We start from the raw sequence: 24,193 nt of genomic DNA on the forward strand, positions 1-24,193 counted from the left end.
TTTCGCTCACAACTTATCAGAGGCATCGCGCTGACGATAATATCGGCAAATCGCCCGCCCCCCAAACAGCGACCGGAGGGAGCACCCTCTGGGGGCTCCCGGAGGAAGTCCCCGTGGGGGCGACCGGAGGGAGCACCCTTTGGGGGCTCCCGGAGGAAGTCCCCGTGGGGGCGACCGGAGGGAGCATGCTCTGCGTGCGCCCGGAGGAAGTCCCGGTGGGGACGACCGGAGGGAGCATGCTCTGCGTGCTCCCGGAGGAAGTCCCGGTGGGGACGACCGCCCAGCGCCGAACGATACAATTCCGCCGATGAACACCATTCCGGACATCACCTTCGTGCTCGGCGGCGCGCGCTCGGGCAAAAGCATGTACGCCGAGCAGCTTGCGGTGGCAAGCGCGCGACCCGTCACCTACATCGCCACGGCCTGCGGCGCCGACGACGAATTCGCCGCCCGCATCGCCCATCACCGCGCGCGGCGGCCTGCGCATTGGGGACTCGTCGAAGCAGGTGCGGATCTGGCCGGCGCGTTGCGCGGCGCGGACGGCGGCGATCATTGCGTACTCATCGATTGCCTGACGCTCTGGCTCGCGAACCTGCTCTGCCCGATCGACACCGCGGCCTCGAACGCGCCGGCCGACTCTCCGCTTCACGAGCCGGGGGCGCTTGCGGCCGAGACACTGACGGCGCACCTCGACGCGTTCGAGGCCGCGCTCGCCGCCGCACAAGGCAAGATCATCGTCGTCAGCAACGAAATCGGCTTGGGAGTCGTGCCGCTCGGCTCGGTCACGCGCCGTTACGTGGACGAGCTCGGCCGGCTGAACCAACGCGTCGCGAGCCTGGCGAAACACGTGACATTGATGGTGGCGGGGCTGCCCGTCGCAGTCAAAGGGGCAGGCGCGCGATGAAGCCGTCTCTACGCCGACGGGCGGCGTTGCCGGCCCGCGCCTACGTTCGGACGATCTCCGCCGGTCTTGCCGCTACGCTCGCGCTCGGCGCCTCGCTCACCGTGCACGCCGCGCTTACGGTGACCGACGACGCAGGCGTCACAGTGACGCTTGCGGCGCCCGCGCAGCGCGTCATCGCGCTCGCGCCGCATACGGTCGAGCTCGTCTACGCGGCCGGCGGTGGCGCGAAGCTCGTCGGCGCCGTCTCGTACAGCGACTATCCGCCCGCCGCGAAAGGGCTGCCGCGCGTCGGCAGCAACACTGCACTCGATCTCGAGCGCATCGTCGCGTTGAAGCCGGACCTCATCGTCGTCTGGCGGCATGGCAACGATGAACGGCAGCTGGCGAAGCTGCGCGCGCTCGGCATCGCGATCTTTCGCAGCGAACCACACAAGCTCGACGACGTCGCCACGGACCTCGAAAAGCTCGGCGTGCTGCTCGGCAGCGCACCGACAGCCGACACCGCCGCGCGCGAATACCGGGAAAAGATCGCAAAGCTGCGCGCGCAGTATGCGGACCGGCCCCCGGTCAACGTGTTCTACCAGGTCTGGAGCCGGCCGCTCATGACGCTGAACGGCACGCATTTCGTCAGCGATGCGATCGCCCTCTGCGGCGGCCGCAACGTCTTTGCCGGCCTCGCGCCGCTCGTGCCGACCGTCTCGACCGAAGCCGTGATCGCCGCGAACCCTGAGGCGATCGTCACGGCCGATCCGGTCGCGGCAACGACGCAAACGGGTGCCTCCGAGGGGTTCGCCTATGGCGCCTCGACGAGCGCAGCCGCTTCGGGCGCCCCCCGAGAAGACCTCCTCCAAGCGAGCGCGCCCGAGTTCGCGATATGGCGCGCCTGGCCCCGATTGGAGGCCGTCACCCGCGGCAACCTCTTCGTCCTCGACGCCGACCTCATCGACCGGCCCGGACCGCGCTTGGCGCTCGGTGTCGCGGCGCTCTGCCGCGATCTCGACATCGCGCGTTCACGCCGCCCGAAGTAACCACCGCGGCCCTATCCCCGAACGGTATCCCCTACGGGCACGGCGCAGGGCGCTCAGGCGTTCCATCGGACGAGGCGCCAGCCGCCGTCGTCGCCTTCCTTGCGCAGCCAGACAATGGCCGCGAGATCGAGCGGCCACTCCTGCAGTTCCTTGAGGGAGATGTCGAGCGTAAGCGAGGCGAGCACCCGAATGACGCCCGCATGAGTGACGACGTAGGCCGTCGGCGCTTCGACGCCGCTCGCCGGCGGTATCGAAGACGCAGACCCTTGCGAAGTGGGGGCCCCGACAAGCAGCCGGCTCTCCGAAGTGGATGAATCAGGGGAAACGGATGATCCAGCGGCTGCGGAGCCGGGCGCCCCCGGCAAAACGCGCGCGGCCGACGACCGTGGAAGCGCTTGCGCAGCCGCTACGCCGGAGCCACGCCAAGCGTCGGAAGCGCCCGAAGCGCCGGGCGGCGCCACTCTTGTCTCGAACCAGGCCGCCACGCGCGCCGCGAACTGCGCGACGCTCTCGCCCCCATGCACACGCGCATGGACAAAATCGGCCGCCCATGCATCCAGGGCCGCGCGATCAATCGTGTCCCAGCGCATGCGCTCCCATGCGCCGAAGTCGATTTCCTGCAAGCGCGGATCGGCCCGCGCGACGCACCCGCAATCGCGTGCAAGCCACGCCGCGACGCTTGCGCAGCGTCGCAGCGGGCTCGTCCAGAGCGTTTGCGGCGGCGGCGCCCCGAGTCCGGTCAAGCGCTCGAAAAGCGCATCCGACGCCGCGCGCGCGTCGCCGGCGAGCGGCACGTCGCTGCGGCCGTAGCAGATGCCCGCGTCGATGGCCGTCGCGGGATGACGAATCAGGAGGAGATCCATGCGAGCACGCTGAGATAAATCGACAGCTCGAAGATTTGCTGCGCGAAGCCGAGGCAATCGCCGGTGTATCCCGCCAAGCGCTTGGTGAAGTACCGGGCGATCGCGACGCGCAGCACAAGCGCGACGCCGAGCGCCAACAACCCGGCGCGCCAATCCGGCCAGAGAAGCCAAGGCAGCCCGAGCGCCGCGGCGAGTCCGTAGGCGCGCGGCGACATCCGCTGGGCGACGGGCTGGGCCTTGCCCTCGGGGCGCGCATAGTCGAGCGTCACGAGAAAGCTCGCCGCCATCGCCCGGCTCGCGGCGTGCGCCGCGATCATGAGCCAGGCCGCGACGAGCGGCGGCAGCGCGACGAGCGCTTGCCACTTGAGCGCGAATGCGACGACGAGCCCAATTGCACCAAACGCGCCGATCCGCGAATCGCGCATGATCCGCAGGACGTCTTCGCGCGTCGCGCCTCCGCCGAACGCGTCGCAGCAATCGGCGAGCCCGTCCTCGTGGAAAGCGCCAGTTGCCGCGAGCGTCACGACCATCGAAAGCAGCACTGCGATCGACGGCGGCAAGACACGTAGCGCGACAAGATACGTCACGGCACCGATGGCGCCGACCAGGGCGCCGACGAGCGGGAAATACCGGATCGCCCCGGCGAGATCCGACGCGTCGCCGCCGAACCCGCGCGGCACGGGTATGCGCGTGAAATAGCCGAGCGCCGCGCACAGATAGCGAAGCTCCACGCGGGGATCGGCAAAGCGCGCATCCGCGCGCCCTGGCGGTTCGCCCACGCCTTTCATCGCCCGAGGCTCCCAGTGCCTGATGCGCCGGATACACCCAACGGGTCCGACCGGCCGGAGCGCGCACCCGCGTCCTCGCTGAGTTCGCCGCGCGTCGCGACCCCGGCCGATTCGAAGCTCGCCATCTCGGTCAGAAAAGCGACGGCCGCGCGCAGGATCGGCAGCGCAAGCGCGGCCCCCGTGCCTTCGCCGAGTCGCATACCGAGCGAGAGCAGCGGCTTCGCGTCGAAATAGTCGAGCATGCGCCGGTGCCCGGCTTCGTCCGACAAATGAGCGAACACGCAATAGTCGATGACGGCGGGCGCGAGCGCGTGCGCGACGACAAGCGCGGCGGACGCGATGAAGCCGTCGACGAGTATCGTCATCTTCGCGCGCGCGGCCGCCAGATAGGCGCCTGTCATCATCGCGATCTCGAATCCGCCGAACGCGGCGAGCACGTCGAGCGGTTCGATCGCATCGCGGCGACGCGCGAGCGCCCCGGCAAGCACATTGCGCTTGCGCGTGAGCCCCGCGTCGTCGAGGCCCGTGCCGCGACCGACGCACTCGTCGATCGGCACGCCGACGAGCCGGCTCATGAGACAAGCCGCCGACGACGTATTGGCGATTCCCATCTCCCCGAAGCCGACCACGTTGGTGCCGAGCGACGCATGATGATCGACGCGCGCCGCGCCCGCGAGCAGCGCGGCCAGGGCCTCCTCGCGCGTCATCGCGTCTTCACGAGCGAAGTTGCGCGTGCCGGGGCCGATCGGAACGTCGACGAGTCCCGGCAGCGTACCGAGCGGCGTCGCCACGCCCGCATTGACGACTTCGAGCGTGCATCCCGTGACGCCGCTGATGGCGTTGATGGCTGCCCCGCCCGCGAGGAAATTGGCGACCATCTGCACCGTGACGGCCTGCGGATAGGGGCTCACCCCCTCCTCCGCAATGCCGTGATCGCCGGCGAAGACGATCATCGTGGGCCGCCGGATCGACGGCTGCACGGTCTGCTGAATCATGCCGATCCGGCGCGCGAGCGCTTCGAGCATGCCGAGACTGCCCGGCGGTTTCGTCTTCGTGTCGATGATCCGTGAAAGCGTGCCCTCCAACGAGCGATCGAGCGGTTCGACGACGGGCAGCGGGAGTGGACTGTTCATATGCAGTAGCGGTAGGTCACCAATCGTGTGCAAGCGCCGGCACCAGCGCTTCGTAGCCGTCCTGCCGGATCAGGACGAGCGGGTAGCCGAACACGCGACTCGCGAGCCCGGGAGTCAATACGTCCGTCACCGGCCCCGCGTAAGCAGCGCCGGAGCCGTCCATCAGCAGCGCATGCGTGGCGAAGCGGCGTGCGAGATTGAGATCGTGACATGAAAACACGATCGTGCGCGGCGCACCTTTCATCCAGCTGACCAGTGTGGTCAGGCATTCGATTTGATGATGCAAATCGAGATGGGCGAGCGGCTCGTCGAGCAGCAGAAGCGCTGCATCCTGGCTCAGTGCCGCGGCCAGCGAAACGCGCTGGCGCTCGCCGCCCGAGAGCGAACGCACGTCACGTGCCGCGAGCGCGCCGAGCGAGAGGGCTTCGAGCGCGGCGTGGGCCGCCGCGCGATCGCTTTCGGCCTCCCAACCCCAGCCGCTCAGATACGGATAGCGATTCAGGAGAACCACATCGAGCACGCTTGCGCTGAACGCGTCGTGCGTGCTTTGCGGCATCAATGCGCGACGCCGCGCGAGCCGCGCCGATGGCCACTTGTCGAGGCGCTCGCCGTCGAGCGCGACGTGCCCGGCGGCCGGCCGCAGGAATCCAGCGAGCGTCGAGATCAGCGTCGTCTTGCCGGCGCCGTTGGGCCCGGCAACGCACCAGATTTCGCCCGTCCCGAACGTCTGGGTCAGACCGTCGAGCAACAGGCGCTCGCCCGCGCGCAATACCAGCGCTTCAGTCGACAACGCGCCGTTCATCCCTTCCTCGCTCATGCGCGTCTCCTCATGAGCATCCAGAGAAAGGTCGGCACGCCGACCATCGCCGTCACCACGCCGACGGGTAGCTGCGCGGGAGCGATGACGGTGCGTGCGACGAGATCCGCGCCCATCACGACGATACCGCCCGCCAGCGCCGAAGCGGGCACGAGCATGCGTTGATCGTTGCCGAACGCAAGCCGCAGCGCATGCGGCACGACGAGGCCGACGAAGCCGATCGTGCCCGCCGTCGTCACGGCCACGGCGGCCGCGAGCGATGCGACGAAATAGATGCGCAGCCGCAACCGCGCCGCCGGCACGCCGAGTGCCGCCGCGAGCGCTTCGCCGCGCAACAGCACGTTGAGTTGCGGTGCCACCGGCACGCTGACGGCGACGGCGACCAGGAGCGCGGCCACGGCCGGCCACGGCGCGCCGGCACCGTTCAGATCGCCCGTCAACCAGAACAGAATGCCGCGCAGGCGCTCGTCGGGCGCGAGCGTCAGGAGAAGCGTGACGACCGCGCCCCAACCCGTCGCGAGCACGACGCCCGTCAGGAGGAGCCGTGGCGAAGCTTCCTGCGCCTCGCCGCGCCAAAGGTCGCGCCTGGCGAGGCCGAGCACGAGCGCGATCGAGAGCAGCGCGCCGGCGAACGACGCCGCATCGACCGTCCACCATGCCGCGCCCGCGAGCAGCGCGAACACCGCGGACGCGGCCGCGCCGCCCGACACGCCGAGCACGTACGGGTCGGCGAGCGGATTGCGCAGCAACACCTGCAGGAGCGCGCCGGCAAGCGCGAGCAATCCGCCGCAGGCGAACCCGGCGAGCGCGCGAGGCAGCCGCAGCGTGCGCACGATCTCCGCGCTCGAATCGAGGCCGGCGCCGCGCGCATGGACGAGCGCCGCGAGCGCGCGCCACGGCGTCATCTCGACGCTGCCGAGCGTCAGCGCCGCCACGAAGATCGCGCTCGCGCCGAGGGCGAGCGCGAGCCAGATCGCGACCGCGCGCTTGCCGCTCATGGCCGGGCGCGCGAGAGAGGCCGAGCGGCTTACGTGCATACGCTACTGCTGCTGCCAGCCGACGGTGATGAACGCACTGCGCCTTGGCGTGTTGTAGGGATAAGCGAGCTCATAGTTCTTGTCGAAGAGGTTCTCGATTCGCGCGCTGACATACCACGCCTTCGTGATGTTATAGCGCGCCGAGAGGTTGACGAGGCCGTAGCCGCCGAGCTTGACGCCGTTGTCGTTGCGCTCGCTGCTGACGATCCATTCCCCGCCGACGCGCCAGGCGCCGATCGAACGATTCGCCGAAAGCGACGCGAAGCGCCGCGCACGCCTCACGAGATCGGTGTCCGCGTCCTCGTCGACGGGATTTTGCACCGTCAGCGCGGCGCGCACATCGGTCTTGCCGACATGGCCGCTCCATGAGCCTTCGAGCCCCTGAACTTTCGCGCGGCCGACGTTCTGAGCGACGAAGAAGAGCCCGCCTTGCGTCGACACGTAGTTGATCAAGTCGGTATAACGGGTTTCGAACGCCGTGAGCCGCAGCACCCCCAGCGAGTCCGAAGCGTACTGCAGCGCCGCCTCCACGGAATGGCTGCGCTCGGGCCGGATCGACGGATTGCCGCTGCCTGGGAAATATAGATCGTCGAAGCTCGGCGCGCGAAATGCGCTTGAGTAGCTTGCCGTCACTTTCCACCGCTCCGTGACGTCGAACCCATAGCCGAGATAGTAGGTATTCGCGGCGCCGAAATCGGAGTACTGATCGCGCCGCACGTTGGCCTGAATCTGGCTTGCGCCGAAGCGGCCCGCATAGCCCGCGAAGAACGAGTTCACGTGGCGATCGGGTGCGGCGAAGATATCGGAGTCGAGGCTCTGTTCGAGCCGCTCGTAGCCGATCTGGACCTTCTGTGCGGGAGCGAATTTGAAATCGTTCTGCCACGTGTATTGGCGGTTGTTCGTGTCGAAGCGGTTGTTGTAGACGCCGTTCGTTTTGGCGACGGAACGATCGTCGCCCTCGGCCACGGTAAAGTGCGTCGTCCACCAGTCGGTCAGCTTGCCGTTCGCGAACACCGATGCCTGGCGTACCTTGCTGTAGAGGTTGTTGACATCGGTCGGTACGCCGAATGCATTGTCGTAACTGTCGTTGCCGTCCGATTGAAAAAAGCGCACGCCCGCGTCCCAGTTCTCGCTGAACTTGTGGCGCAGCGCCACCGAGAGGCTCTCGTTCAAATATCCGTTCGCGTTCGGATTCGCGGCGGGGGCGAGCGCGGGATCGATCGACGAGAAGCCGTCGGTCTTGTAGCGCGACAACTCGACGCTGAACGTGGTCTTGCCGTCCTTGTCCAATGCGCCGTCGACGCCGAGCGCCTGCGTCTGCGTGTGATAGCTGCCGTAGCCGAGCGAGAAATGGAAGCGCGGCGGATGGTCGCCGCCGCCGTCCTTCGTGAAAACTTGCACGACGCCGCCCATCGCTGCTGAGCCGTAAAGCGCCGAGACGTCGCCGTTCACGACTTCGACGTGATCGATCTGCGAAAGCGGAATTTGTGCGATCTGCGCTTGTCCGAGGCTCACCGAGTCGACGCGCACGCCATCGATCAACACGAGCGACTGCGTCGCGGATCCGCCACGCAGCATCAGCGTCGCGTTCGACCCGGGGCCGCCGTTGCGAACGATCTGCGCGCCCGGCGCAAGCGCGAGCAAGCCGGGTAGATCGGTGGCGGCCGAATCTTCAATGTCCTGCCGATCGAACCGCGTCGTCTGCGGGATGGCATCGGCGAGCGGCTGCGCGCCTCGCTGCGCGGTGACGACGATCGGCGTGAGCGGCACGCCGTCCGATTCGGTCGCTCCGGTGACGCTTCTGGACGGGGCGGCAATCTTGGCCGCCTGCGGCGCACTCGACGATGAGGGCAAGGAAGCGGATGATGACGAAGCGGAAGAAGCGGACGGATGAGACGAAGTGGGCGACGTGGAATCGTCCGGCGCGGACTGCGCAAGTGCGGCAAGCGGCAGGCCGGCCAACGCGACGAGCGTCGCGCGTACCAGGGGCGTGGGCATCGTATGGTTTTCCTAGGGATCGGCACGCGGCCCGCTCCCCGCAGGCCGCTTTGTCATGAGCGGGCCGAGCGACGCTTGCCGCGCGTAATCCGCACGACAGGCGAAGCGGCCGCGCTCCCGCTTTGGCCGGTATCCGGGCTGGCGACGAATCGCGTCCGCCTTCCCGCGCGCTCGACACGCGCAGTGGCATTCGGACCGATCTTGCATCGCGATCTTCGCGATGCATGTCGCTTACCGTTGCGGGGGCAGCACAGGTTGGCTCGGCCCGGGGCGGGCCATGCTCCCTGTTTCCCGTTTAACCGCGCGCATCGGGGCGAGCGCGCGGGCACCAAAGTGCCGCAAGTGTAGGAGTGCAACCGGGGTGCGTCAACAATTGCCGATCGGGCCTCGTTGCATGAGCCATCGGCAAAAACCGCCTGAAATGCGGCGATATTCGGTGCGTCGTTACGTCTCGATACGAGTCCGAGGTCGGATACCTCTCTTTTCCGCGCTAAAATGCGCAAGTCTTTAGAGGACGCAGCAGATGCTCAACGAACTCGAAATCCTGTCACAGAACATCGGCCGGCTGATTGCGATCAACGAACGCCATCAGCAGGCACGTCACGCACTCGAAGAGCAACTCGACCAGCTTCGCGCGGATAATGACGCCGCGCGCGCCGAACTCGCGCTGTTGCGCGATGAGCGTAACGCGCTGCAGGCCGAACGCGACACGTTGCTTGCCAAGATCGACGATGCGCAAGTGCGCCTGAACGCGATTCTCGAGAAACTGCCCCGCACGAAGGGACCATACGACGCCGACAACCAGCTCGACCTGCTTTCGCCGGCAGGTGAGGGCGAGGCGGCTCGCAACGGCGCGGCCCACGGAGAGAACGCATGACGACGAAACAGATCGAAGCCTCGATTCTCGGCCAGACATACAGGCTGGCCTGTTCACCGGAAACGGAGTCCGCGCTCGTGGACGCGGTCGCGCGCGTCGATGCCGAAATGTCGAAAGTCCGCACGGCCAGCAACGTGCGCGGCACCGACCGCATCGCCGTGATGGCCGCGATTTCGCTCGCATCGGAATTGCTGAGGCTGCAAGAGAGTATTCGCCACGGTGAGGCGTTCCCTGCGGACGAAATCCGTCGTACAATGCGCCAAATGAATGAGCAGCTCGGCACCGTCCTCGCGCAACACGAGGCACGATAGCAAGAGCGGCACACTGCCCGTCCGCGGTAGCGGCAGGCGGCGATACAAGTTGTACCCAGTTTTTACGGCTTCCCTGCCTGGTTCGCCAAGGTCATAGATTCCTTGAACCAATGCCATGTGCACGGTTGCGGAAATTTGTAGCACGGGCGTGCGCGTCACTCTGTCTGATGTACCCGAAGTGCTGCTAACTGCGACCAATTCTGAACCTCAGGTTCAGGATGCCGGCCTAGCGGCTAAGGCGGGGACTTATTCGACGACGGCATCGGTTCATCCGATGCCGTTTTTATTTGTTCTCGATCATTGGCCTCGGCTGCTCCACCCGAGCCAGGGGCACGCCCACGCCGCTATCGGTTTTTGAGGCTCGCGCACCTTTCGTTCGACGATCACCCAACGAATCCGAGTGCCCTATGCGCTATTGGCTGATGAAGTCCGAACCGGACGAAGCAAGCATCGACGATCTCTCGAATGCCCCGGAGCGCACGCTGCCGTGGACGGGTGTGCGCAACTATCAGGCGCGCAATTTCATGCGCGACACGATGCGCGTTGGCGACGGCGTGCTGTTCTATCACTCGAGCTGCCCCGAGCCCGGCATCGCGGGGCTCGCAAAAGTCGTCTCGACGCCCTACCCCGATCCGACGCAGTTCGATTCGAAAAGCCCTTACTACGATCCGAAATCGAAGCCTGAGGAGCCGCGCTGGATGCTCGTCGACGTCAAGTTCGTCAAGAAGACTCCACTTATTTCACTCGCCGAGTTGAGGAAGCATGCCGAGCTCGCCGACATGCGCGTGCTCGCGAAAGGGAATCGCCTTTCGATCACGCCGGTCACCGAAGCCGAGTGGCGCTTCATTACCGAGCGGCTTGCCTGACATCGAACAGTTCCCAAGCGTACCGGGTTCGTTGCTCCATCCTCACAAAGGACATCGTTCAACACCGAAGAAGGACCGCACACATGAAAAGAACAACCGTTCTCGCTGTCGCGACCGCCGCCGTCTCCTTATGGCCTCTTGCACTGGCGGTTACACCCTCGGCTGCCTATGCCGATCCGGTCGTCATCGATCGCGCGGCCGTGCCTTCCGGCGTACTCTCGCTATCGGCGCAGGCGAGCGCCGACGTTCCCGAGGACGTCGTCGACATCACGCTCTTTTACGAGCAGGAGGCCAAAGATCCCGCGTCGCTCACCAACGCGCTCAACGAGCGAACCGCCGCGGCGTTGCGGCAGGCGAAGGGCGTGACCGGCGTCACCGCGCACACCGGCACGTATTCGGTCTATCCGTCGACGGATCGCGACGGCCGTATCTCGGCATGGCGCGGCCGGACCGAGGTCGTGCTCGAATCGCGCGACTTCGCCGCCGCATCGAAGCTTGCCGGCGAGATGAACGCGACGATGCAAATCGGCAATGTCGCATTCTCGCTGTCGCCGGAAGCGCAGCGATCCGCCGCGCAAAAGCTGTCGGGCGACGCCATCGCCTCGTTTCGCGAGCAGGCGCAGGAAGCAGCCCACGCATTCGGCTACACGGGCTACACCGTGCGCGAGGTCAACGTAGGCCGCGAAGGGCCGCCGCGTCCGATGATCGCGATGCGCGCGATGGCGGCGGCAGCGCCCGGCGGCAACGCGCCGCTGCCGATCGAAGGCGGCACGTCACGCGTGACCGTCAACGTGTCCGGTTCCGTGCAGATGACGCGTTGATCGCCCTCAGTCCGCGTTCAACGCGCTACGGCGGCGGGCTCTTTCGCTTTCGCCGCACGCCGATACGACCAGGCAAATAGCCCGATACCGACGAGAATCATCGGCAACGAGAGCCACTGCCCCATCGAGAGCCCGAACGTGAGCAGACCGAGGAAATCGTCGGGCTCACGCGCGAACTCGACGATGAAGCGCGCAAGGCCGTACCCGATGAGGAAGACCGCGGATGCGGCGCCCACGGGACGCGGCTTGCGCGTGAAGAACCAGAGCACGAAAAAGAGCACGATGCCCTCGAGCGCAACCTCGTAGAGCTCGGACGGATGGCGCGGCAGCATGTGGTACTGCGCGAAGACTTCGTTGAGATGCCACTTGGCCGCGAGTTGCGGATGCGAGGCGAGCCAGAGCGCATCGTCGGGCGCGGCGCTCTGAAACAGCATCGCCCAAGGCGCTTGCGGATCGGTGACGCGCCCCCAGAGCTCCCCATTGATGAAGTTGCCGAGGCGACCCGCGGCGAGCCCCGTCGGCACCATGGGTGCGACGAAGTCCGTCACCTGCATCCAGGTGCGATTGCGCTGCCAGGCAAAGAGCGCCATCGCGAGCGTCACGCCGAGAAAGCCGCCGTGAAACGACATGCCGCCTTGCCAGACCTTGAAGACGTCGAGCGGATGCGCGAAGTAGTAGTCCGCCTTGTAGAAAAGCACATAGCCGAGCCGGCCGCCGATGATCGTGCCAAGTACGCCGTAAAACAGCATGTCGTCGATGTCGCGCGCGCTCCAGCCTTGAGCGGCGACGTGCGGCAGACGCAACCGCAGCCGCCCGACGACGATCGCCATCACGAATCCGACGAGGTACATGAGGCCATACCAGCGCACGGCAAGCGGGCCGAGATGAATCGCAACGGGATCAAAGTTGGGATGAATCAGCATCGTATGGGCTTCGATTTCGGGCGTTGAGGGGTTAAAGGGCCGGGCATGGCCGCGGCGTGCGCGCGTACGATCTCGATGAATCCGGCGAGCACGGGGCTCACGTCGGCCGTGCGCCAGGCGAGACCGGTCTCGACGATCGGCGCGCGCTCAGCGAGCGGTCGGTAGACCACGCCGGTGCGGCGAAGGTTGCGCAGCGATCGCGGCACGAGCGCGACGCCCATGCCCGCCGACACGAGGCTCACGATCGTCTGCATCTGGATCGCCTCCTGTCCGATGCGCGGAGTCAGGCCGGCCGCGCCGTAGCAGCCCGTAATGATGTCATAAAAGCCGGGGGCGAGATGGCGCGGAAAGATGACGAGCGGAAAATCGGCGAGCTGCGCGAGCGTGACCGGTCGGTCGTCCCAGTCCGGCGGCGCGGCGCCCCTGCCCCGCGTCTCGAGATCGCGCGCGATGGCGCTCGGCAGCGCCGCCACGAGCGGCTCGCGCATGACCGGCACGTACGTCAGCGCCGCTGCATGGCGCGGGGGAAGCGGCGGGATGACGAGCCCCGCGTCGATGCGCCCCGCCACGAGCTCGTCGATCTGCACGTCGCTCGTCGCCTCGGCGAGCTGCAACCTGACGTGCGGATAGCGTGCGGCGAATTCGCGCAGCAGTTCCGGCAAGAGGCCGTAATCGGCCGTCGAAACGAAGGCGAGCGAAAGCGCGCCGGCCTCCCCGCGCGCAAGGCTCTGCGCAAGCGGGCGCAAGCCGTCGGCCGCGGCCAGCAATTTGCGCACTTCGGGCAAAAGATCGGCGCCCACGGGCGTCAACTCGACCGTGCGCTTCGTCCGCGCGAAGAGCGCCACGCCGAGCGCCTCCTCGAGCGCGCGAATCGCTTGCGAGAGCGGCGGCTGCGTCATCGAGAGCCGCTCGGCGGCCCGCCCGAAATGCCGCTCCTCGGCAACGGCGACGAAGTAGCGCAACTGGCGCAGATCGGGCGTCACGAAGGAGCCTCCATTCGATACGTTCTTCGACTTAATCGCCGTTGAATAATATATTGGACACAGGCAAAGGGAAACGTCATTCTGGCACGGCGCCCCGGTGCGCGAGTGCCGGTCGGCCCCGCGCGGGAAGGCAACATCACGTTCACGCATAGCGGCGTGCCGCAACGACCAAAACCCGCGTGACCGTCAAGACGGATACAACGGAGTCCCCCATCATGGCTTACAACCGTCGTTCGAAAAACATCACCCAGGGCGTCGCGCGCGCGCCGAACCGCTCGATGTTCTACGCGATCGGCTATAAGAAGGACGATTTCGACAATCCGATGATCGGCATTGCGAACGGTCATTCGACGATCACGCCCTGCAACGCCGGATTGCAGCGCCTCGCCGACGCAGCCGTCGAAGCCGTCAAAGGCGCCGGTGCGAATCCGCAGATATTCGGCACGCCGACGATTTCGGACGGCATGTCGATGGGCACGGAAGGCATGAAGTACTCGCTGGTCTCGCGTGAGGTCATCGCCGACTGCATCGAGACCTGCGTTCAGGGCCAATGGATGGACGGCGTCGTCGTGATCGGCGGCTGCGACAAGAACATGCCGGGCGGCATGATCGCGCTCGCACGCATCAACGTGCCCGGCATTTACGTCTACGGCGGCACCATTCGCCCGGGTCGATGGAAGGGCAAGGATCTGACGATCGTCTCGTCGTTCGAGGCTGTCGGCGAGTTTACTGCCGGCCGCATGTCGCAGGAGGATTTCGAGGGCGTCGAGCAGAACGCCTGTCCGAGCACGGGCTCGTGCGGCGGCATGTACACGGCCAACACGATGAGCTCGTCGTTCGAGGCGCTCGGCATGTCGTTGCTCTACTCGTCGACGATGGCCAATCCCGATGACGAGAAGGTCGACTCCGCCGCCGAATCGGCACATGTGCTCGTCGAGGCCGTGAAGCGCGATCTGAAGCCGCGCGACATCATCACGAAGAAGTCGATCGAGAATGCCGTGTCCGTCATCATGGCGACGGGCGGCTCGACGAACGCGGTGCTGCACTACCTCGCCATCGCGCATGCGGCCGAAGTCGACTGGACCATCGACGACTTCGAGCGGATCCGCCGGCGCGTACCCGTCATCTGCGATTTGAAGCCGTCGGGTCAGTATGTGGCAACCGATCTGCACCGCGCGGGCGGCATTCCGCAAGTCATGAAGATCCTGCTCGACGCCGGCCTCCTGCATGGCGATTGCGTGACGATCACGGGCAAGACGCTCGCCGAGGAGCTGAAGGATGTGCCAAGCGCGCCGCGCGCCGATCAGAGCGTGATCTTCCCGATCGAGAAGGCGCTCTACAAGGAAGGGCATCTCGCGATACTGAAGGGCAATCTTGCAGTCGATGGCGCCGTCGCCAAGATCACGGGCCTGAAGAACCCGGCGATCACCGGGCCTGCCCGCGTCTTCGACGACGAGCAGAGCGCGCTCGACGCGATCCTGAACGACAAGATCGAGCCGGGCGACGTGCTCGTCCTCCGCTATCTCGGCCCGCAAGGCGGCCCCGGGATGCCGGAAATGCTCGCGCCGACGTCGGCGCTGATCGGCAAGGGGCTGGGAGAATCGGTCGGCCTCATCACGGACGGCCGGTTCTCGGGCGGCACTTGGGGGATGGTCGTCGGGCACGTGGCGCCCGAAGCCTTCGTCGGCGGCGCGATCGCGCTCGTGCAGGAAGGCGATTCGATCACGATCGATGCGCACAGGCTGCTGTTGCAGCTGAACGTCGACGACGACGAACTCCAGCGCCGCCGCGCCGCGTGGAAGCAGCCGGCGCCGCGTTACACGCGCGGCGTGCTCGCCAAGTATGCGGCGCTCGCGCGGCCCGCCAACCAGGGCGCCGTGACGGGTTGAGGCCGGCGTGAGGCAGCAAGCGGGGCCCAACGGCCCCGTTCGTTGTCGAAGCTAACGGCGAGCCGCCCGGTGCGCGGCAAGTTCCTCACGAACCGCGTCGCGGACCCAGCCCACCACCTCGCCTTCGAGCACCAGCGCCACCTCGCGCGTGACCTGTCTCACGAGCCAGCTCGTGTGCTCCTCGAGCGCTTCGCGGCATCGGGCTTCGATCACGCGCCGCCCTTCGTCTCGCAGGTAGCCGGCGAAGCGTGTGCGCAGGCGCTCGGCGATATGGTCGACGTCGCGCTCGCTCAGCTCTTCGTGCTCGCGTTGTCCGCGTGGCTCGCGGGGTTCGCCTGGTTCCCGCGGTTCAAGTCGTTCCCGCGCAACCGGAGCCGCCGGAGTGGACGCCGCCTCGGCGGGCGCCACAGCCTCGGGCGCGCCGCCGTGCTGGAGCGGCTCATGCGGGCGGCGCGGCGCCGGCGGCTCGGCGGGGCTCACCTTTTCCGCTTCGGCAAATTCGTTCAGCTGTGCCGCGCGGGTCGCCTCGATCGAATCCTCAGTCGGCTTCCGCTCGCGCGCCGCCGCGCCTTCGGCCGGCTGCGCTGGCGCGCCGGAGCTTTGCGGCGCCGCCGGCGCATCGGCCTTTTGCGGCGGCGCGGCAGGCGTCTCGGCCTTTGGCTCGGGTGCCGTCCCGTGAGCTTCGCCGCGGCGCGGCATGGACGGCCGGCCGGGCACGATCACGTCGGTCAGCACCGGAATCGAGTCCGGATCGTCGAACTGTTCGCGTTCGGGATGTTTGGGATCGGTCACTTCTAGTCTCCCTGTTTCCACTAGTCGGCCCGCCTTCCGTGGATGCTGACGAAGCGAACGGACCCATACCACGATGACACGCCGGCTGTGCACTCATCGGACAAACGATAGAGCACCCGTTCAGGTGCCTTGCTTGTAGTTGTTGAGCGCATAACCGCGGTCGCGATAGAAGCGATAGCGTGCACGCCCCGCGGCGAGTTCGTCATCCCCATCGCCGACAACCTCGAGGAGCCTTTCGAAGCGCGCGAATTGCGGCGGCACCGCCGCACCGAGGTTCAAGAGTACCTGATGATGCGGCGCCTCATCGAGATCGGCCGTGAGCACGACAGGCGTGCGGGCCGCAAGCCCATTGTCGGCCATGCAATGCGGCACGAAGTCGAGCGGCGAGAACGTCCAGAGCCGCTCGTCGAACGCTGCAAGCCGCGGCCGGTCGGCGAGCACGATGACGGGCTGGCCCGCGAGATAAGCCTTGCGGACCAGCCGGCATGCATAAAGCAACGAGTCGCCGACGTTCGTATAAAAATCGATCCGTGTCATCGGCAATGATCCAGCCAAGCCACTACGAAAGCTGCGCGCGATCGATCAGGAACTGCGTCAGCAGCGGCACCGGGCGCCCCGTCGCGCCCTTCGCGGCCCCGCTCTTCCAGGCCGTGCCGGCGATGTCGAGATGCGCCCACGGATACGCTTCGGTGAAGCGCGACAGGAAGCAGGCCGCCGTCACGCTGCCGGCGGGCCGCCCGCCGATATTCGCCATGTCGGCGAAGTTCGACTTCAGCTGCTCATGGTACTCGTCGTCGAGCGGGAGGCGCCAGGCCGGGTCGACCGCTTCGCGCGAAGCGTCGAGCAGCTCGCCGGCGAGCGCGTCGTCCTTCGCGAAGAGGCCGCTGTTGTGATGGCCGAGGGCGATCACGCACGCGCCCGTCAGCGTGGCGATGTCGATGACGGCCGCAGGCTTGAAGCGCTCCGCGTAGGTGAGCGCGTCGCACAGAATGAGGCGCCCTTCAGCGTCGGTGTTCAGCACTTCGATGGTCTGGCCCGACATGCTCGTGACGATGTCGCCCGGCTTCGTCGCCGTGCCGCTCGGCATGTTCTCGCAGGTCGGCACGATGCCGACGACGTTGATCTTCAAGCCCAGCTCGGCCACGGCCCGAAGCGTGCCGAACACGGAGGCGGCGCCGCACATGTCGTACTTCATTTCGTCCATGCTGTCGCCCGGTTTCAGCGAGATGCCCCCGCTGTCGAACGTGATCCCCTTGCCGACGAGCACGACAGGCGCGGCCTTCGGCCCGGCGCCTTGATGCTGCAGGACGATGAACTGCGGCGGTTGCGCGGAGCCGCGCGTCACCGAGAGGAAAGCGCCCATCTTGAGCGCTTCGAGCTGCTTCTGGCCGAGCACCTCGACTTTCAGCTTCCAGTCTTTCGCCAGCGTTTTGGCGGTGTCGGCCAGATAGGTCGGCGTGCAGACGTTGCCGGGCAGATTGCCGAGATCGCGCGCGAGATCGAGGCCATTCGCGAGCGCCTCCCCTTCCTTCGCGGCGATCTTGGCCGCCTTTTCGTCGACCGTATCGACGCTGAAGACGACGCGCTTCAGCGCCCGCTTGGCCGGCTCGGGCTTGCTCTTCATCTGCGTGAACTGATACGTCTCGGTGCGCAGCGCGAGGATCGCCGCGCGCACGCCCCACTCCGCCGTCCGCTCTTTGATCGGCAGTTGGGCGAGCGTGAACGTGACCTGCCCGATCTTCGTGCCGAGGATGGCGCGCCAGGCCGCGCGCGCGGCCTCGTTGTAGGCTTTCTGGCCAAACGCGTCCTGCTTGCCGCAGCCGACGAGCAGCACGCGCGATGCGCCGATGCCCGAGACCTCGTGCAGAAAGACCGTCGTCCCGCTCTTGCCCTGCATGTCGCCGGCTTTCACGACGCGCGTGATGAGCCCTTTCGTGGCCTCGTCGATCTCGAGCCCCGCGCCCGACAGCGTTTGCGATTCGAACACGCCGATCACGATGCAATCGGACTTCCCGGTCAGAAATACGTTCGTCGTGCCCTTCGTCCAGTCACAGGCTTTTATGCTAAAGTCCATCGGCTCGTCCTCGGATAAAATCGGCATCACTCACACGAAAGTCGCAATTATCCGCTATTTTTTCGCGGCGTCGGTCCGCCATGCGCAACGCAAGCGCGACCCCATTCGCCCTTTCTCGTAGACGATGATTTTCGAACGCTCCCTGCAGCGCGAGCTCGCATATACGGCCGGCGCCGTATTCATGGTGCTCTTGACCATCTTCCTCACCACGATGATGATCCGCATCGTCGGCTTCGCCGCGTCCGGCGAAGTCGATCCGAAGGACGTCGTCGTGCTGATCGGCTTGACCGTCATCGGTTACTTCGCGGTAATGCTCGTCGTCACGCTCTTCGTGTCGATCCTCTTCGTGCTCACGCGCTGGTACCGCGATTCGGAGATGGTCGTCTGGCTTTCGTCGGGCGTGAGCCTCGCGCGCTTCATCAAGCCCGTCGTCAAGTTCGCTTTGCCGATCCTGCTGCTCGTCGCCTTTTTCGCCTATGTCGGCTGGCCCTGGTCGAACGCGCAAAGCAAGCTGATCCGCGCGCGCTTTCAGCAGCGTGACGAAGTGTCGTTGCTCGCGCCCGGGCAATTCCGCGAATCGCCCGTCAGCCACCGCGTCTTTTTCGTCGAGAAGATGTCGCCCGACCAAAGTCATGTCGAGAACGTGTTCGTGACGAGCACCGAAAGCGGCAAGGTCAGCGTCGTCGTCTCGCACAACGGTCACACGGAAACGGACAAGGACGGCTCGCGCTTCGTCGTGCTCGAAAACGGGCGCCGCTACGACGGCGAGCCCGGCAAGCCCGATTTCCGGATCATGGAGTTTCAGCGCTATGGCGTGAAAATCACGCAGCAGCCGGTCGTCAACCGGCCGACGCCGACGGGCATGTCGACGCTTGCGCTGCTGCGCCATCCGACGAACGCAAACCTCGCCGAGTTCGTCTGGCGCACGGGCCTCGTTTTGATGGCCGCGAACCTGATGCTGCTCGGCATTCCGCTCGCCTATCAAAATCCGCGGCGCGGGCGCACGATCAATCTCGTCATGGCCGTGCTGATCTTCCTCACCTATTCGAACCTGCTGAACGTGGTGCAGTCGTGGATGGAACAGGGCCGCATGTCGTTCGCCGCCGGGCTGCTCGGACTGCACGCGCTCGTCGCCTGCATCGTCGTCGTCGTTTTCTGGTTGCGCGTGCGCAACCGGCCGCTCATTTCGCGCGCGTTGTTCGCACGTCAGGGAGCATAACGCGATGCGCATCTACGAAAAGTACTTCGCGCGGCAGGTCTACCTTGCGTTCATCTTCGTCCTGTTCGCGTTTTCAGGCCTGTTCTTCTTTTTCGACCTCATCAACGAGCTGAACACGGTCGGACACGGCAACTACAAGTTCGGCTATGCCGTGCTGCGCGTCGCGCTCCAAACGCCGTCGCGGTTTTACGAAATCATCCCCGTCGCGGCGCTGATCAGCGCGATCTACGTCTTCTCGCAGATGGCCGCGAACTCCGAATACACGATCTTTCGCGTCTCGGGACTCGCGACAGGGCGGGCGTTGCGCTCGCTCATCAAGATCGGCATTCCGCTTGTCATCGTCACGTATTTCATCGGTGAAGTCGTCGGTCCGTACTCGGATCAGCTCTCGGAGCGCGTGCGGCTCGAGGCGCTCGGATCGGCCGTCTCGACGAACTTCCAGTCCGGCGTCTGGGTCAAGGACACGCTTTCCGCGCGCGAAGACGGCGAGCAGGTCACGCGCTTCGTCAACGTCGGCGAGTTGAGGCCCGATGCGTCGATTACGAAGGTGCGCATCTACGAGTTCGATTCGCAATTCCGGCTGACGAACGTGCGGATCGCGCAAAGCGGAAGCTATCAGGGCAACGGTCACTGGCTGCTGAAGGGCGTGACCGATACGAAGCTGACGGCCATCCCGCCGCCATCCGCGCAGCCTGCCGATGCATTGAATCCGGTCTATCGAGCGACTCAGATCACACAGCCCGAGTACTCGCTGCGCTCGGAGCTCACGCCGCAAATCCTTTCGGTGCTGCTGATTTCGCCCGATCGGATGTCGATGTTCAACCTCTTCCGCTACATTCAGCATCTGACGGAAAATCACCAGGATACGCAGCGCTACGAGCTCGCGTTCTGGAAGAAGCTGCTCTATCCGTTCGCCGTGCTGGTGATGCTCGTGCTCTCGCTTCCGTTCGCCTATCTGCACACGCGGGCCGGCGTCGTCGGCGTGAAGGTCTTCGGCGGCATCATGCTCGGCATGAGCTTCCAACTCATCAATACGCTGTTTTCGCATATCGGCATGCTGAACACCTGGCCCGCGCCGATGACGGCCGCCACGCCGGCCTTGATCTACCTCGTGCTGGGCTTCGTCGGGCTGAGGTGGGTCGATCGTCATTGATCGCTATCGACATCGAGAGGAAACGGCCATGTCGGCACGTAACGGCATCGTCCTGTTCGGCCACGGCGCGCGTGATGCGCGCTGGGCCGAGCCCTTCGAGCGGCTCGCGAAGCTGCTGCGCGCGCAATGCGGCCCATCCACGGCCGTCAGCCTGGCGTTTTTAGAGCTGATGTCGCCCGACTTGCCTACCGCGATCGCGGAGCAGGCAGCCGGCGGCTGCGCGACGATCACGGTCGTGCCGGTGTTCGTGGGGATCGGGGGGCATATCCGGCGCGACCTGCCGGAGATCGTCGATCGATGCAGGGCCGGTCATCCCGGCATCGAAATCCGATGTGTAGCGCCTGTCGGCGAGGACGACGCAGTGCTCGATGCGCTCGCGCAGTACTGCCTGCGTCAGATGGGAAACGTCACGCCGCGTTGAGAAAACCGCCGGCACGCGGTGCGGCGCCGTTCGCGGCCGCATCGGTCGGCTCGCTTTCGGCCAGCGGCTTCGACGCTTCGCGCTCGGCGAACGCATCGCCGATCATGAGCAGGCTCGGCTGCGCCGCATCGAGCCACTGCTGGGCTTCGCCCATCGCGAGTGCTTCGAGCGTCAGCGTCAACGTTCGCTCGCGCGCGGTGCTGCAAGCTTCGACGATCGCCACGGGCGTCTCGGCCGGCCGGCCCGCATCGATGAGCTGCTGAGCGATCTCGGGCGCGCTGTCGCGGCCCATGTAGAAGACGAGCGAATCCGCATTGACGTGCTCGCGGATTTCGTCGGTATCGGCCGCGCGGCTCTTCGTGGCGAACGCGACGCTGCGGGCGACGCCGCGCAGCGTCAGCGAGCGCTTGAGGCTCGATGCGGCGGCAAGGGCCGCCGTGATGCCGGGCACGACCTCGTATTCGATGCCTGCCTCTTCGAGCGCGCGCATCTCCTCGTCGGCGCGGCCGAACAGCATCGGGTCGCCGCCCTTCAGCCGGACGACGACCTCATGCGCCAGCGCCGCGTCGACGATCTGCTTGTTGATGAACTGCTGGGCCGTCGAGCGACGGCCGCAGCGCTTGCCGACGGCGATCTTGCGAGCGTGCGGCGCGTATCCAAGCATCTCGGGCTCGACGAGCGCATCGTGCAGCACCACGTCGGCCATGCCCAACAATCGTGCGCCGCGCACCGTAATGAGATCCGCCGCTCCGGGGCCTGCCCCGATCAAGTACACCTTGCCCATTCGCCGTTCGTCCTTCCCGTTCCGTTGCTTACCGACTCATTCGTTCGCGTCCGAGCGGCCCGCGGGAGCGGAGCCGGTCGCGTCAGCTCGAGTATGCACGAATCATGCCGGCGGCAACCGTATGATGCGTCGCTTCGTCGATGAGCACGAACGCGCCCGTGGCCGGATGCGTGTCGTAAGTATCGCAGACGAGCGGCTTTTGCAGCGTCAGCGTCACGCGGCCGATGTCGTTCATCGTCAGGTTGTGCCGTTCGCTCGTATGCTCGAGCGTATGGACGTCGAGCACTTCCTTGACGGCACCTACGCGCGCGAAGACGGTGCTCGTCGTCTGCTTCAGCAGGTATTTGCGCTGCGGCGAGAGCGGCTCGTCGTCGAACCAGCAGAGGTCCGCCTCGAGCTTCTTCGCCGGTTGCGGGGCCTGCCCCGCCGACACGAACGTGTCGCCGCGCGAAACGTCGACGTCTTCCGTGAGACGAATCGTCACCGTCTGCCCCGCGAACGCGCGCTCGACCTGCGCCGTGCCGCCCGGCACCGGCGCGATGATTTCCGCCACGGTCGCATCGCGTCCCGCCGGCAGCACGACGATCGCATCGCCGACGCGGACTTCACCGGATTCGACGCGGCCCATGTAGCCGCGAAAATCGTCGGCGCTCGCGCCGTCCTGGCGCGCCACCCATTGGACCGGGAAACGCAGTGCCTGGCCCGTCGGCTGCCCGACCGGCAGCGCCTCGAGCACGTCGAGCAGCGGCTCGCCCGCATACCAAGGCATGCGCTCGCTCGCCAGCACGATGTTGTCGCCCTTCAAGGCCGAGACAGGGACGAAGCGAACGTTCGCAAGCCCGAGCTGCTGGGCAAGCTGCACGTAGGCATCGCGAATCTCGTTGAAGCGCGCTTCGCTGAACTCGACGAGGTCCATCTTGTTGATCGCGACGATCACATGCTGCAGCCCGAGCAGCTTCACGATCGCGCTATGGCGCTTCGTCTGGGGCAGCAGCACCGCGCGGCCGTCGTCGAACGTCACTCGCGTCGCGTCGATGAGGATGATCGCCGCATGCGCGGTCGATGCGCCCGTCACCATGTTGCGCGTGTATTGCTCGTGGCCCGGCGTATCGGCGATGATGAACTTGCGCTTGGCGGTGGCGAAGTAGCGATAGGCCACGTCGATCGTGATGCCCTGCTCGCGCTCGGCTTCGAGGCCGTCCGTCAGCAGCGACAGGTCGATTTCGTCGCCGACCGTGCGCTTGTTCTTCGCGCGCGAAAGCGCCGAGAGCTGATCGGAAAGCACGGCCTTGCTGTCATAGAGAAGCCGCCCGATCAGCGTGCTCTTGCCGTCGTCGACGCTGCCCGCCGTGATGAAGCGCAGCACGCCGAGGTCCGCCGGTTGATGAGTGGTGATGATGTCCTGCATTCGATACTCGCTCGGAATTCGTTCGGGGCCACATGCGCGTTTTGGCGCGGGCCTCTTGGCTGGCTTAGAAATACCCTTGCTTCTTGCGCTGCTCCATCGCCGCCTCGGACGTTTGATCGTCCATGCGGGTCGCGCCGCGCTCGGTGATGTCGGTCACGGCCGTCTCGGCGATGATCTTCTCGACATCGTCGGCATCGCTTTCGACGGGGCACGTGCAGCTGATATCGCCAACCGTGCGGAAGCGCACGAGCGCGGTCTCGCTCGTTTCGCCTTCGCGCATCGGCGTGAGCGGCGTGACGGGCACGAGCAGTCCGTTGCGGCGCACGATCTCGCGCTGGTGGGCGTAGTAGATCGACGGCAGCTCGAGCCCTTCGCGTCCGATGTATTGCCAGACGTCGAGCTCGGTCCAGTTCGAGATCGGAAACACGCGCAGATGCTCACCCGCATGCAAGCGGGCGTTATAGAGGCTCCAGAGCTCGGGGCGCTGCGCCTTCGGGTCCCATTGGCCGAACTCGTCGCGGAACGAGAAGATGCGCTCCTTGGCCCGCGCCTTTTCTTCATCGCGTCGCGCGCCGCCGATCATCGCCGTGAAGCGGTGCGCCTCGATCGTCTCGAGCAACGTGACGGCTTGTGCCGCATTGCGCGAATCGGTCTCGCGGCGCAGCCGCACCGTCCCGCGCTTGATCGAATCCTCGACGTGGCCCACGACGAGCTCGGCGCCGATCTCGGCCGCGCGCCGGTCGCGGAAATCGATGACCTCGGGATAGTTGTGGCCCGTGTCGATGTGCACGAGCGGAAACGGCAGCGACGTCTTGCGGTTCGCGCCGAGGCCGAATGCCTTCAGGGCGAGATGCAGCACGACGACCGAATCCTTGCCGCCCGAAAAAAGCAGAGCCGGCTTGCTGCATTCGGCAACGAGCTCGCGCAGGATATGGATCGATTCGGCTTCGAGCCAATCGAGGTGGTCCATGCGGTTCGATGCGACCGTGAGCGGGGTCGTCGCGGAGGGTTCGAGAATCGTGCTCATGTTCAGTCTGTTCCTATCGGTTGCCGCGGTCGATGCGTCGTTTCCGCGACGACCCGCAATGTTCGGGTCCTGCATTG

At 66.1% G+C, this 24,193-nt stretch carries 24 protein-coding genes, 1 other RNA gene, 1 pseudogene and 1 riboswitch; of the genes and pseudogenes, 11 read left to right on the plus strand and 15 right to left on the minus strand.

Going from position 1 to position 24,193, the window contains the following annotated elements; all coding sequences use genetic code 11:
* Positions 1-307 precede the first annotated feature (307 nt).
* Positions 308-904, plus strand: a complete 597-nt coding sequence (gene cobU / locus C9I57_RS17595; protein ID WP_107151915.1) for a bifunctional adenosylcobinamide kinase/adenosylcobinamide-phosphate guanylyltransferase — start codon at positions 308-310, stop codon at positions 902-904.
* On the plus strand, positions 901-1,932 hold the full coding sequence (locus tag C9I57_RS17600; protein ID WP_107151916.1) for a cobalamin-binding protein: 1,032 nt from the start codon (positions 901-903) through the stop codon (positions 1,930-1,932). Before cobU ends, C9I57_RS17600 begins: the two co-directional genes overlap by 4 nt.
* A 53-nt stretch (positions 1,933-1,985) precedes the next feature.
* Here the strand turns inward: C9I57_RS17600 and C9I57_RS33280 are convergent, their stop codons facing one another.
* The 7 genes and pseudogenes from C9I57_RS33280 to C9I57_RS17630 all read right to left on the minus strand — a co-directional run bounded on the left by C9I57_RS33280 (position 1,986) and on the right by C9I57_RS17630 (position 8,568).
* Positions 1,986-2,417, minus strand: coding sequence for a histidine phosphatase family protein (locus tag C9I57_RS33280; protein WP_258187708.1), 432 nt, complete (start codon positions 2,415-2,417; stop codon positions 1,986-1,988).
* A pseudogene (locus tag C9I57_RS33285) lies at positions 2,412-2,795 on the minus strand (histidine phosphatase family protein); the annotation flags it as partial. The pseudogene C9I57_RS33285 and the gene C9I57_RS33280, both read right to left, overlap by 6 nt.
* Positions 2,780-3,583, minus strand: a complete 804-nt coding sequence (locus C9I57_RS17610) for an adenosylcobinamide-GDP ribazoletransferase (protein WP_107151918.1) — start codon at positions 3,581-3,583, stop codon at positions 2,780-2,782. The pseudogene C9I57_RS33285 and the gene C9I57_RS17610, both read right to left, overlap by 16 nt.
* Positions 3,580-4,716 carry a nicotinate-nucleotide--dimethylbenzimidazole phosphoribosyltransferase gene (cobT, locus tag C9I57_RS17615; protein ID WP_107151919.1) on the minus strand — a complete coding sequence of 379 codons (1,137 nt, stop codon included), beginning with the start codon at positions 4,714-4,716 and terminating at the stop codon, positions 3,580-3,582. The genes C9I57_RS17610 and cobT overlap by 4 nt, the downstream gene beginning before the upstream one ends.
* Positions 4,717-4,732: 16 nt before the next feature.
* A complete protein-coding gene (locus C9I57_RS17620) occupies positions 4,733-5,533 on the minus strand; it encodes an ABC transporter ATP-binding protein (protein WP_258187695.1) in 801 nt (266 codons plus the stop codon).
* Positions 5,530-6,531, minus strand: coding sequence for a FecCD family ABC transporter permease (locus tag C9I57_RS17625; RefSeq protein WP_107151920.1), 1,002 nt, complete (start codon positions 6,529-6,531; stop codon positions 5,530-5,532). The genes C9I57_RS17620 and C9I57_RS17625 overlap by 4 nt, the downstream gene beginning before the upstream one ends.
* A 42-nt stretch (positions 6,532-6,573) precedes the next feature.
* Positions 6,574-8,568, minus strand: a complete 1,995-nt coding sequence (locus C9I57_RS17630; protein ID WP_107151921.1) for a TonB-dependent receptor plug domain-containing protein — start codon at positions 8,566-8,568, stop codon at positions 6,574-6,576.
* Between the two features lie 107 nt (positions 8,569-8,675).
* A riboswitch (cobalamin riboswitch) is annotated at positions 8,676-8,915 on the minus strand.
* Positions 8,916-9,091: 176 nt separating this feature from the next.
* Between C9I57_RS17630 and C9I57_RS17635 the strand changes: the two genes are divergently transcribed.
* From C9I57_RS17635 to C9I57_RS17655, 5 genes are all read left to right on the plus strand, one after another.
* Entirely contained in the window at positions 9,092-9,445 is a 354-nt protein-coding gene (locus C9I57_RS17635) for an ATPase (protein WP_107151922.1), read from the plus strand.
* A complete protein-coding gene (locus tag C9I57_RS17640; protein WP_018443122.1) occupies positions 9,442-9,756 on the plus strand; it encodes a cell division protein ZapA in 315 nt (104 codons plus the stop codon). The genes C9I57_RS17635 and C9I57_RS17640 overlap by 4 nt, the downstream gene beginning before the upstream one ends.
* 67 nt (positions 9,757-9,823) lie before the next feature.
* A non-coding RNA gene (gene ssrS / locus C9I57_RS17645) (6S RNA) lies at positions 9,824-10,005 on the plus strand.
* A 158-nt stretch (positions 10,006-10,163) separates the two neighbouring features.
* Positions 10,164-10,622: an EVE domain-containing protein gene (locus tag C9I57_RS17650; RefSeq protein WP_107151923.1), complete on the plus strand. Its 459-nt coding sequence runs from the start codon at positions 10,164-10,166 to the stop codon at positions 10,620-10,622.
* 83 nt (positions 10,623-10,705) lie between these two features.
* Complete coding sequence (locus C9I57_RS17655; RefSeq protein WP_107151924.1) at positions 10,706-11,443, plus strand: SIMPL domain-containing protein; 738 nt, start codon at positions 10,706-10,708, stop codon at positions 11,441-11,443.
* A 17-nt stretch (positions 11,444-11,460) separates the two neighbouring features.
* Here the strand turns inward: C9I57_RS17655 and lgt are convergent, their stop codons facing one another.
* The gene (lgt, locus tag C9I57_RS17660; protein WP_107151925.1) at positions 11,461-12,366 is read right to left on the minus strand and encodes a prolipoprotein diacylglyceryl transferase; all 906 of its coding nucleotides are present in this window, start codon (positions 12,364-12,366) and stop codon (positions 11,461-11,463) included.
* Entirely contained in the window at positions 12,360-13,349 is a 990-nt protein-coding gene (locus C9I57_RS17665) for a LysR substrate-binding domain-containing protein (RefSeq protein WP_107151926.1), read from the minus strand. Before C9I57_RS17665 ends, lgt begins: the two co-directional genes overlap by 7 nt.
* Before the next feature lie 215 nt (positions 13,350-13,564).
* Between C9I57_RS17665 and ilvD the strand changes: the two genes are divergently transcribed.
* On the plus strand, positions 13,565-15,238 hold the full coding sequence (gene ilvD, locus C9I57_RS17670) for a dihydroxy-acid dehydratase (RefSeq protein ID WP_107151927.1): 1,674 nt from the start codon (positions 13,565-13,567) through the stop codon (positions 15,236-15,238).
* A 51-nt stretch (positions 15,239-15,289) separates the two neighbouring features.
* Here the strand turns inward: ilvD and C9I57_RS17675 are convergent, their stop codons facing one another.
* From C9I57_RS17675 to C9I57_RS17685, 3 genes are all read right to left on the minus strand, one after another.
* The gene (locus tag C9I57_RS17675) at positions 15,290-16,030 is read right to left on the minus strand and encodes a DUF2486 family protein (protein ID WP_107151928.1); all 741 of its coding nucleotides are present in this window, start codon (positions 16,028-16,030) and stop codon (positions 15,290-15,292) included.
* 120 nt (positions 16,031-16,150) lie between these two features.
* Positions 16,151-16,567, minus strand: coding sequence for a DNA polymerase III subunit chi (locus C9I57_RS17680; RefSeq protein ID WP_107152073.1), 417 nt, complete (start codon positions 16,565-16,567; stop codon positions 16,151-16,153).
* A 22-nt stretch (positions 16,568-16,589) separates the two neighbouring features.
* The gene (locus C9I57_RS17685; RefSeq protein WP_107152074.1) at positions 16,590-18,104 is read right to left on the minus strand and encodes a leucyl aminopeptidase; all 1,515 of its coding nucleotides are present in this window, start codon (positions 18,102-18,104) and stop codon (positions 16,590-16,592) included.
* A 124-nt stretch (positions 18,105-18,228) separates the two neighbouring features.
* Between C9I57_RS17685 and lptF the strand changes: the two genes are divergently transcribed.
* Genes lptF through C9I57_RS17700 form a run of 3 tightly spaced genes read left to right on the plus strand, consistent with a single transcriptional unit; the run spans position 18,229 to position 20,897 of the window.
* The gene (gene lptF, locus C9I57_RS17690) at positions 18,229-19,323 is read left to right on the plus strand and encodes an LPS export ABC transporter permease LptF (RefSeq protein WP_107151929.1); all 1,095 of its coding nucleotides are present in this window, start codon (positions 18,229-18,231) and stop codon (positions 19,321-19,323) included.
* Between the two features lie 4 nt (positions 19,324-19,327).
* Positions 19,328-20,476 carry an LPS export ABC transporter permease LptG gene (gene lptG, locus C9I57_RS17695; RefSeq protein ID WP_107151930.1) on the plus strand — a complete coding sequence of 383 codons (1,149 nt, stop codon included), beginning with the start codon at positions 19,328-19,330 and terminating at the stop codon, positions 20,474-20,476.
* A gap of 28 nt (positions 20,477-20,504) precedes the next feature.
* Positions 20,505-20,897, plus strand: a complete 393-nt coding sequence (locus C9I57_RS17700) for a sirohydrochlorin chelatase (RefSeq protein WP_107151931.1) — start codon at positions 20,505-20,507, stop codon at positions 20,895-20,897.
* Here the strand turns inward: C9I57_RS17700 and cobA are convergent.
* The 3 genes from cobA to cysD form a co-directional block, all read right to left on the minus strand.
* Positions 20,884-21,681: a uroporphyrinogen-III C-methyltransferase gene (gene cobA / locus C9I57_RS17705; RefSeq protein WP_107151932.1), complete on the minus strand. Its 798-nt coding sequence runs from the start codon at positions 21,679-21,681 to the stop codon at positions 20,884-20,886. The genes C9I57_RS17700 and cobA overlap by 14 nt on opposite strands.
* Positions 21,682-21,763: 82 nt before the next feature.
* Positions 21,764-23,089, minus strand: a complete 1,326-nt coding sequence (locus C9I57_RS17710) for a sulfate adenylyltransferase subunit 1 (RefSeq protein ID WP_440130217.1) — start codon at positions 23,087-23,089, stop codon at positions 21,764-21,766.
* Between the two features lie 64 nt (positions 23,090-23,153).
* Positions 23,154-24,116 (minus strand): sulfate adenylyltransferase subunit CysD, encoded by a 963-nt coding sequence (gene cysD, locus C9I57_RS17715; protein WP_107152076.1) that lies wholly within the window; start codon positions 24,114-24,116, stop codon positions 23,154-23,156.
* Between the last annotated feature and the right edge of the window lie 77 nt (positions 24,117-24,193).

This window comes from Trinickia symbiotica, from assembly GCF_003028655.1.
GTDB classification, from domain to species: domain Bacteria; phylum Pseudomonadota; class Gammaproteobacteria; order Burkholderiales; family Burkholderiaceae; genus Trinickia; species Trinickia symbiotica_A.